The sequence below is a fragment of the Leptolyngbya sp. FACHB-711 genome (assembly GCF_014695615.1).
Lineage (GTDB): Bacteria > Cyanobacteriota > Cyanobacteriia > Elainellales > Elainellaceae > Leptolyngbya_A.
The window spans coordinates 1-7,931 of the sequence record NZ_JACJOR010000231.1; the positions used below are offsets into that span (position 1 = coordinate 1).

General features: G+C 47.6%; 10 protein-coding genes. 7 read left to right on the forward strand and 3 right to left on the reverse strand.

The annotated features are described in order from the left end of the window. Positions 1 to 309: 309 nt before the first annotated feature. The 3 genes from H6F80_RS08770 to trpB form a co-directional block, all read right to left on the reverse strand. On the reverse strand, positions 310 to 456 hold the full coding sequence (locus H6F80_RS08770; RefSeq protein ID WP_190791195.1) for a hypothetical protein: 147 nt from the start codon (positions 454 to 456) through the stop codon (positions 310 to 312). 77 nt (positions 457 to 533) lie between these two features. Beyond that, on the reverse strand, positions 534 to 1,337 hold the full coding sequence (gene trpA, locus H6F80_RS08775; protein ID WP_190791204.1) for a tryptophan synthase subunit alpha: 804 nt from the start codon (positions 1,335 to 1,337) through the stop codon (positions 534 to 536). A 19-nt stretch (positions 1,338 to 1,356) separates the two neighbouring features. After that, the gene (gene trpB / locus H6F80_RS08780; RefSeq protein ID WP_190791196.1) at positions 1,357 to 2,637 is read right to left on the reverse strand and encodes a tryptophan synthase subunit beta; all 1,281 of its coding nucleotides are present in this window, start codon (positions 2,635 to 2,637) and stop codon (positions 1,357 to 1,359) included. Positions 2,638 to 2,772: 135 nt separating this feature from the next. Between trpB and H6F80_RS08785 the strand changes: the two genes are divergently transcribed. The 7 genes from H6F80_RS08785 (at position 2,773) to H6F80_RS08815 (ending at position 7,841) form a co-directional block, all read left to right on the forward strand. Continuing rightward, positions 2,773 to 3,648, forward strand: a complete 876-nt coding sequence (locus H6F80_RS08785) for a LysR substrate-binding domain-containing protein (RefSeq protein ID WP_190791197.1) — start codon at positions 2,773 to 2,775, stop codon at positions 3,646 to 3,648. 224 nt (positions 3,649 to 3,872) lie between these two features. Next, positions 3,873 to 4,019 carry a hypothetical protein gene (locus H6F80_RS08790; protein WP_190791198.1) on the forward strand — a complete coding sequence of 49 codons (147 nt, stop codon included), beginning with the start codon at positions 3,873 to 3,875 and terminating at the stop codon, positions 4,017 to 4,019. 12 nt (positions 4,020 to 4,031) lie between these two features. Further along, positions 4,032 to 4,307 (forward strand): hypothetical protein, encoded by a 276-nt coding sequence (locus H6F80_RS08795; protein WP_190791199.1) that lies wholly within the window; start codon positions 4,032 to 4,034, stop codon positions 4,305 to 4,307. Continuing rightward, positions 4,291 to 4,656 (forward strand): putative toxin-antitoxin system toxin component, PIN family, encoded by a 366-nt coding sequence (locus H6F80_RS08800; protein ID WP_190791200.1) that lies wholly within the window; start codon positions 4,291 to 4,293, stop codon positions 4,654 to 4,656. Before H6F80_RS08795 ends, H6F80_RS08800 begins: the two co-directional genes overlap by 17 nt. Before the next feature lie 423 nt (positions 4,657 to 5,079). Continuing rightward, on the forward strand, positions 5,080 to 7,098 hold the full coding sequence (locus H6F80_RS08805) for an alpha/beta hydrolase family protein (protein WP_190791201.1): 2,019 nt from the start codon (positions 5,080 to 5,082) through the stop codon (positions 7,096 to 7,098). A gap of 317 nt (positions 7,099 to 7,415) precedes the next feature. Beyond that, a complete protein-coding gene (locus H6F80_RS08810; RefSeq protein ID WP_190791202.1) occupies positions 7,416 to 7,583 on the forward strand; it encodes a hypothetical protein in 168 nt (55 codons plus the stop codon). Positions 7,584 to 7,592: 9 nt separating this feature from the next. Then, positions 7,593 to 7,841: a helix-turn-helix domain-containing protein gene (locus tag H6F80_RS08815; RefSeq protein WP_190791203.1), complete on the forward strand. Its 249-nt coding sequence runs from the start codon at positions 7,593 to 7,595 to the stop codon at positions 7,839 to 7,841. The last annotated feature ends 90 nt before the right edge of the window (positions 7,842 to 7,931 follow it).

Sequence of the window (7,931 nt, forward strand, 5' to 3'; positions counted from 1 at the left end):
CCCAAACAGCCCCTCCTCCTGTTTGCGGTTCTGGGAATTCTTCTAGGCTTTAAGCAGCAGAATTCCCAGAACTCATAGAGATAGGAGCATAGGTAGTACAGCTTATCCCAGGCTGCCTGACCTTAAGGAGGGTGAGCAACCCGTTTCTGAACGGGTCAGGGAAGCACTCTCTAATCCCAAACGGCAGCAGCAGAAACGAGCGATTGAGAACCCTTTTGGGGCTAGAACACGAGCTGCTACAGCGATTTTCAAGCTAGTAAGCCACAGTTAGTCACTGGGTTAAAGTCTTCTTTGACAGATCCGTGTGGCTTACCCAAGTGGCAACCGCTGTAGGTCTGGATAAGCGGGTTTCCCGCTTTGAGGAACTGGCGAACCTAAAGAGAAGTACCAGCGGACGTTGAGCAGGATGATTGCAGGCTGAAAGTGCCCCCGCTTGAACAGAACAGGAATAGACATTGGAGAGCGAGTCGGCAGAGTTCGGCTTGTCTACCTTACCATTGACCCGTTATTGCGACACAACCTGACAGTTTCCCTCATAGTGCTTTGCCGTTTCGTAAATCTCGCATAAATCCTTCTAATGCTGATGCTCCTTGCTCAACATACAATTTCACGGCTTGGGTACCGATAATGGCGATATCAATTTGCCCCTTTAATTGAGAAATAGCTGCTTGAGATTGAATGCCAAATCCAACACCGATTGGACGTTGAACGAATGCACGAACAGATTCTACATACCGGTTAAATTGAGTTGAAAATTGCGTTTCATGCCCTGTCACGCCTTTGCGAGCGGTACAGTAAATCATTCCGCTTGTGCTTTTGGCAATCTGCTGTAATCGTTGAGGACAACTATTTGGTGTGCATAAGAAGATTGTAGCAATGCCATGATAGTTACAGGCTGCAACATAAGTCTCAGCCTCCTCCGGAGGTAAATCAGGAATGATCAATCCAGCAATACCAGAACGGGCGACGGTTTGGACAAACTGCTCAACTCCATACTGATAGACAACGTTGCAGTAAGTTGTAACAACAAACCGAGCTTGCCAATACTGCCGGGTGATCTTAGCAGCAAAGCAGAAGCAATCATTGATTGTTGTTCCAGCTTGGATAGCAGAGTGGTTTGCATTGAGCAGGATGGAGCCATCTGCGATCGCCTCTAAAAAGGGGAACTGGAGTTCAATTAATTCAACCCCTGCCTGCACAAGCGCATCAACCGCACGATAATTGTCGTGAAACGACGGATAGCCCAAGACCGTATGAGACATCAGCAGAATGTCTTGCTGCTGACGCTGTTCAACAATAAACTGCTCTAATGCAGTGGATGTGGATAGGGTCTCCATCAATTTTTCCTTAAATTCCTTAGTTTGGCGGGTTAAAAGAGGATGCTTGATTACTTAAAAATGCTTTCCACTCAGCATCATTAAATGCATTGGCGATCGTGAAAATATCTTTATCACCTCGTCCAGATTGGTTAATCACAATGCAATCATTGGAAGTATAGTAAGGGGCATCTTTAAAGGCTTGAACAAACGCATGAGCGGATTCCAAGGCAGGAATTAGTCCTTCTTGACTCATACACAACTGGCAAGCATCAAGTACTTCCGCATCTGTTGCGGCTTTGACGATCATCCGGTTTGTTTGAGTCAAATGAGCAAGAATGGGTGAAACACCAACATAGTCAAGCCCTGCTGCAACGGAATGGGTGTCCTGCATTTGTCCATCCTGGTTTTGCAGAAAATAGGTTTTATACCCCTGAGCAATCCCAACAGATGCATCCGATGCTGCTAAACGAGAGGCATGATGTGGGGTACTGATTCCCAATCCCCCTGCTTCTATCCCCACTAATTGCACCGCCGCATCCTCTAGGAATCCACCAAAGATCCCGATCGCATTAGAGCCTCCTCCAACACAGGCATAGACCGCTGTGGGTAGTCTTCCAGCCTGCTGCAGGATTTGCGATCGCGCTTCCAGTCCAATCACCGATTGAAACCAGGCAACCATTTCTGGGAAAGGATGAGGTCCACAGGCGGTTCCTAATACATAATGCGTCGTGTCCATATGAGTAGACCAATCCCGTAATGCCTCATTCATGGCATCTTTGAGCGTTTGAGTTCCCGTTGAAACAGGGATCACCTCTGCCCCTAACTTTCGCATCCAGAACACGTTCGGGTTTTGCCGTTCAATATCGATCGTGCCCATATAGATAGTGCAGTTAAGCCCAAATTTAGCGGCAAGGGTGGCAGTCGCAACTCCATGTTGCCCTGCCCCTGTTTCTGCGATGACTCGCGTTTTGCCCATCCGTTTCGCTAGCAGCATTTGCCCAAGCCCATTATTCAATTTGTGCGAGCCTGTGTGGTTTAAGTCTTCTCGCTTGATGAAAATTTTGGCACCCCCCAAATAATGGGTTAACCGCTCAGCATAAGTGAGGGGTGTCGGACGACCGGAATAGTTAGACAACAGGGCGATAAATTCACTCCAAAACTCAGGATCTTGTCTAGCAGCTTGATAGGCAATGGTGACCGTCTCCAACGTTTCATGCAAAATCTCAGGCGTAAAGCGCCCGCCAAATTCACCGTAATATCCTTTCTGGCTCAGGAGTTGGGGTATCGCGCTTGCTCCTGTAGATGGTGAGATAACCATAATGCTGGGCTGTTTGAATCCAGTGAACTGTGTTATTGAAACGATAAGAGCTGGGCTTTGATATGTCCAATATTGGTTAGATCGGCATACTATACTTCTGAAATATGGTTGTGAGATAAGCTGCGAATTTTAACAATGGAACTACGACACCTGCGATACTTCGTTATGGTTGCAGAGGAGCTAAATTTTAGCCGAGCGGCTGAGCGGTTACACATGGCTCAACCCCCCTTAAGCCAGCAAATCCGTGCTTTGGAAATCGAACTGGGTGTACAGTTATTTGAACGGGATAAACGCCCTCTTCAGTTAACCCATGCGGGACAAGCATTTTTAAAGCAGGCGCAATTAGTTTTAACTCAGGTTGAACAGGCAACTCAAATTGCTCAGCAAGCTAATCGAGGGGAAACTGGGCACTTAGCCATCGGGGTTAACAGTACTGTGACTCAAAGCGTCTTGCCAAATATCCTGAACATTTTTCAAACTCGATTTCCACAGGTTGAGTTGATCTTATGTGAATTGGATTCTCAAGCTCAAATTCAACAGCTTAAGGATTGCACAATTGATTGTGGTTTCCTTAATTCTCCTATTCAAAACAATCCCGATCTGAATTCTTTGTCTATTCTCAAGGAGCCATTAATTGTCGCTATTCATCAAGAGCATCCACTCCTATCTCACCAGAGAATTCCGCTCAAAGCGCTGAGCAAAGAACCCTTTATTTTGCCCCCATCTTACATTGGGCAAGGGTTGTATCATCAAGTCCTAAATCTTTGTCAGGAAAACGGGTTTATGCCAACCGTCGTGCAACAAGCGCGGTGGTTACAAACAGTACTCAGTTTGGTTGCTGGAAGAATTGGAGTTGCACTCGTGCCAGCCTCAATGCAGAATCTACAACGAGCTGGGGTGATCTACAAAGATATACAGCCGACATTTGAAATTGAGACTGTTGCTGTGTGGCGCCCCCGTAACCCATCACCTGTGTTGCACAAGTTTATTGAGGCAATCCGTAACGACTGAGGTTGCAGAGTGGGGCAAGTCTTTGGGATTAAGAAACGGGTGAAACGTTCATAGCATTCTTGGGTCATGCCGAGCATAGTTGTATCAGTGAAGTGTAGTGCTGATGAAACGATCAAGATATGAAACATTGAAACGCAGCAGTTGCGGTTCCAGTGCCCGCGAAAACGATGCGATAATTACTACCAAACCCTTTCAGGGATCGAAGCCCAGTCCACACCAGACGAGTGCTTACTTCCGCCCGTGACGGCGATGATCATTACCAGGATGAAACACGCCTACAAGCAACGCTGTCCGCTCTCTACCAGCAGATCAGGAGTTATCCTGAAACCTATGGGGCGATCGCTGGCAAAAAGGGCAAGGAAAATAGCTAACAGGAAGTCATGATGTCTAAAACCATTATCATCAGTGTCACTGCCGATCAAAAACTGGAACTACCTTCTGAAATTCAGGCAACGCTTAAACCCGGCGACGAATATGCAGTGTGGCAGACTGAGGATACGATCTTGATCAAAAAGATCCAGAAACCGCAAGGCTTCTCAGACCTGTGGCAGCGCATTGACGATTTGGGGCACGACACTGAGCAGCCTGCGGTCGAAGAAATCGCTGAGATTGTGAAGGAAGTAAGACGCACAATGGCAGAAGATGAAAGTCGTTCTTGACACCAATATCTGGGTTTCAGGTTTACTGTGGGGTGGTTCTCCTCGGCAAGTCATTATAAGGGCAGAACAACAGCAGATTACAATTGCTGCGAGCGATCGTCTGCTATCAGAGCTAGAAGCGACGTTAAACTACCCAAAATTACAACCTCGTCTTCTCAGGATTGGCATACCAGTTGAAGAATTGATGCTTAGGGTCAGGCAATTGGTTGAACTTTGTTCCCCTGCATCCTTACCAGAAGTTTCCAGCCTCAGAGATCCTGATGATCTGATTGTTATTGCAGCGGCAGTTGCTGCAAATGCAGAAGTCATCATTACAGGAGATGCTGATCTTCTTGTCCTGCATCCCTGAAATGGGATTGCTATCTTAACTGCCGCAGCATTTATCGAGCAGTTTCCCTAACTGGAAGATTTTCCAATGGTTTTCTATCACTGCACCCTCACCCTCCACGATAATGTCTTTTTTTGCAGCTCGTGAGATAGGCATTTTGTACGAAACAGAAAAACATCTGCCAACTGGGCACTAAGCTTTGCGCTGTTTGAAACTTTCTACAAAACAGGCGATGATCACCAGCAAACCCTTTCAGGAATTGAAACCTGTATCTGCGTCATAACTCAAATATCGCCCGATCGCGAAGATCATTACCAAACCCTTTCAGGGATTAAACGATCCTATGGGTTAATTTTTATAGACTAGTGAGTAACGATACTGTCTCATCGATAAGATTCTGATAGCCCTTCAAGGTGCTCCTGAATTCTATTGAGGAAGAAAGCGATGGCAGTAGAGAAGAAGGTGGACTACCGCATCACAGCAATTGCTGACACTACCCGCTTCGCAACTTTTGAATTTAGCCCAACTGGCGTTCCCCTTGCGACTGCACCTGCAATCAACGACTCGGGCGAAATAGCGTTTTGGGGTGCCACTCGTTCCCAGGAGGCGGGCATTTTTGTTGGCAATGGTGATTCTCTGACCTCCATCGCCAGTACAGCAGGAGACTTTAGCTTTTTAGGGGTTGGTCCTTCCATTAATAATCAGGGTACGGTTGCCTTCTTAGCTGGCTTAGACAGTGGAGATGCAGGCTATTTTACGGGCGATGGCACGACCATTACTCGCATTGCAGATAGCTCTGGTTCCTTTAATTTTCAACGCATTCCCACCCTCGACAACCTCTTCGGCGAACCTGCTATTAATAATCGGGGCAAGGTTGCATTCCGAGCTGATTTGGATCAGGGTGAAAAGGGCATTTTTACCAGCACCAGGGGCAACACGCGCACGATCGCGGATTCTAACAGTGGGTTGACGACCTTTGGAATTACGCCCGATTTAAATGAGCGAGGCACCGTTGTTTTCTCCGCAGGAATTGCTCCCGTTCCAGGCACGATCGAGGTAGAGGGGCAGCAGGTTCCAATCGCAGAACTGTTTCAAAATGCAGGCATTTTTACCGGGCGGAATAGGCAAGTAACGACGATCGCAGATCCCAGCGATGGATTGATTCTTTTTGGCAGCTCACCCGCCATCAACAGGGAAGGAACGGCTGCATTCATTGGTGTTTCTGCAACTGGGACAGTGGGTGTATTCACAGGGGATGGAGGTGACTTAAATTCCGTTGCAGATAGTGCAGGTTCCTTGCGATCGTTTCGGGGAGTGGACATCAACAATGCTGGAACGGTGGCATATCTGGCAGACTTTGATGCGGGCGGCAGCGCCATTTTTGTGGGACAGCAGGAGGTCATTGCTACAGGGGATCAGCTACTCGGTTCAACAGTCGTTGATTTGAACTTTTTGAATAAAGGACTAAACAATCAGGATTCAGTGGCATTCTGGGCGAAGTTATCAGATGGTCGCTCCGGCATCTTCCGAGCGGACGAAGATAACCACTTCCCGTTGCCCCTCACTCAAGAGCCGTTTTCCCTCAACATCAAGCGTTTCACAACAACGATCGTACCTGATGGAGATCAGGCGGATATCTACTATCCTCAATTGCCTCGGTTCCTTCGCAATACCGTGGAGTTGCCGATCGCGTTAATGTTACAGGGTGCGCTGGTGGATAAATCAGACTACTCTAACTTTGCCTCACAGGTTGCGAGCTATGGCTTTGTGGTGGTTGTGCCAAACAATGAGCGGACGCTGATTGGACCTGGTGGTCAACCGTTTACTGGGCTATTTCCTGAACAGGAACAGGTCAATCAGGTGCTCGAGCAGATGCGGGTGGAAGACCAGAATCCCTCATCTCCGATTTTCAAAATTGTGGATACGGATAAATTGGGATTGTTAGGGCATTCCTTTGGTGGTGGCGCAGGATTAGGAGCAACACAGGAAGAGTTTTGCCTGCCCGGCATTTGCTCAGGGAACTACACGCGCCCGCCGGAGCTAAAAGCTGGTGTTTTTTATGGCACAAACTTCCGCAATCAGCAAACTGGCGAATTCCTCCCAATCGACAATGACGATATTCCAATTGGCTTGATTGTAGGAAGTTTGGATAGTGTGGCGCTACCCGCTGCTAGTCAAGCAACTTACGATCAAATTCTCAATCCCCCCAAAGCGCTGATTACGGTTGCAGGGGCAAATCACTATGGCATCACTAATGAGGATAACCCCCTCCGTGAGCCAAATCGTCCGACATTAGATCAGGCTACGGCAACAGAAACGATCGCGCGCTGGAGTGGGCTATTCTTGAGAGCCAGTATGCTGGGCAATCAGCAGGTATTTGATGCGCTATTCAAGGTTGGAGATGCGCTTGATCCGAATGTGAGTATTATCAGTCAAACCCAGGCAGCCTTGAAGGCGGCGTAAATTGGGCAAACCTCGCTGAATACCGATAGGATTATCAAAGATGGAGCTTTGCGACAGAAGTAAGGGAAACTGTCAGATTTGGGTACTCAAATCACAGCTTTTTTGCCATTTTTATCTGTATTAAACGAACCTTAGTCTGACACTTCAATTAAACTGAACCTAAATCAGGAGTGTCAAAATGAATACTTAAGACAAGATCATTGAAACTTGAAATGGTTAGATTCTATCGCAGAGCAGTGGGTAACGATCATCTAAGTAGGTAGGTACAAATAAACGTAGGATAAGAAGAAGACCAAATTTCCCCGGTTTTGCTGACTATGCCTGCCTCTGTCCATATCGTTCTGACGGCTGAAGAAGACCGAACGTTGAGCGAACTGCGCGTGGCGACAACGGTGTGTCAACGCATTCGTGACCGTGCCCATATGCTTCGACTCAACGCGCACGGCTGGAATGTTCCTGCCATTGCTGAAATCTTTGAGTGCTAGGAAAACACAGTGCGACAAACGATTCGTCGTTGGCAACAAGCAGGTTTAGGCGGACTGTGGGATGCGCCTGGGCGTGGGGTGAAACCAGAATGGCAGGAAGCAGACTGGGTTTATCTGGAACAATGCCTCCAGCAGGAACCGCGAACGTATAACAGCAAACAACTGGCTCACAAACTTGCCCAGGAACGACAAGTCGAACTGAGTGCCGACCGGATTCGCAGAATCTTGAAAAAAACTAGGACAGCAAAGTTAGCTTGAGCAGTTGTTGCTCTAAGTCGGCCAGGTAGGTGACTGGATTTTGCCGAAAGCGACGCTGCTGAACGCGCTTGTGCTGATGAGCTTTGAGTT

Bases quoted from the DNA above. Each gene is read 5' to 3' on its own strand.
- H6F80_RS08795 (WP_190791199.1), top strand. From the start codon at position 4,032: ATGTCTAAAACCATTATCATCAGTGTCACTGCCGATCAAAAACTGGAA.
- trpA (WP_190791204.1), bottom strand. From the start codon at position 1,337: ATGGAGACCCTATCCACATCCACTGCATTAGAGCAGTTTATTGTTGAA.
- H6F80_RS08810 (WP_190791202.1), top strand. From the start codon at position 7,416: ATGCCTGCCTCTGTCCATATCGTTCTGACGGCTGAAGAAGACCGAACG.
- trpB (WP_190791196.1), bottom strand. From the start codon at position 2,637: ATGGTTATCTCACCATCTACAGGAGCAAGCGCGATACCCCAACTCCTG.
- H6F80_RS08805 (WP_190791201.1), top strand. From the start codon at position 5,080: ATGGCAGTAGAGAAGAAGGTGGACTACCGCATCACAGCAATTGCTGAC.
- H6F80_RS08800 (WP_190791200.1), top strand. From the start codon at position 4,291: ATGAAAGTCGTTCTTGACACCAATATCTGGGTTTCAGGTTTACTGTGG.
- H6F80_RS08770 (WP_190791195.1), bottom strand. From the start codon at position 456: ATGTCTATTCCTGTTCTGTTCAAGCGGGGGCACTTTCAGCCTGCAATC.
- H6F80_RS08785 (WP_190791197.1), top strand. From the start codon at position 2,773: ATGGAACTACGACACCTGCGATACTTCGTTATGGTTGCAGAGGAGCTA.